1 protein-coding gene is annotated in these 478 nt (G+C 29.7%); it reads left to right on the top strand.

The window, feature by feature from the left end:
* Positions 1 to 72 precede the first annotated feature (72 nt).
* The gene (locus HMPREF9075_RS01185; protein ID WP_009414767.1) at positions 73 to 351 is read left to right on the top strand and encodes a hypothetical protein; all 279 of its coding nucleotides are present in this window, start codon (positions 73 to 75) and stop codon (positions 349 to 351) included.
* Positions 352 to 478 lie beyond the last annotated feature (127 nt).

The following is a 478-nucleotide window of genomic DNA, read 5'->3' as shown; positions in this document are numbered from 1 at the left end:
ATTATGAATTTTGAATTTTGAATTGGGCACAAGCAGCAAGCTTGCGCCAGCGGGAGCAAAAAAATAAAGAGTATGAGACCAAAAATAGAAGTAAACTTTAATGAAATAATAGATGACTTTAAAATATTATTGTCTCAATCGGATATGGTAATAGATAGTAAAGGCAATAAGGTTTTATTAAAAGAAGGATTAGAAATAGATATTTTTGAGCCCGATTATGATGAACAAAATAATAGAGACGATATTATTGCAAGTGGTTACGTAACAAAATGCACTAATCCGCTCTATAAACATGTGAAATGGTGCTGTAAAATTGATAAAAACGAAATTAAACATATATCAGATGGGTAATGTTTCAAAATGTGTTATTAAAATTTCAACAACCTACTAATCAGTAAAATACAAAAGAACTGCCCCATTATTTTTCTTTACCCATCATAGAGGTAAGCGTTTTTAAAACCTATAATGCGCTCTAAAT

Source organism: Capnocytophaga sp. oral taxon 332 str. F0381 (assembly GCF_000318275.2).
Taxonomy (GTDB): domain Bacteria; phylum Bacteroidota; class Bacteroidia; order Flavobacteriales; family Flavobacteriaceae; genus Capnocytophaga; species Capnocytophaga bilenii.
Note: the sequence above shows the minus strand (reverse complement) of the source record. Positions and strands in the feature narration are given on the sequence as shown.

What these genes read in the sequence shown, in the direction of transcription:
- HMPREF9075_RS01185 (WP_009414767.1), top strand. Translation starts at nt 73, where the DNA reads ATGAGACCAAAAATAGAAGTAAACTTTAATGAAATAATAGATGACTTT.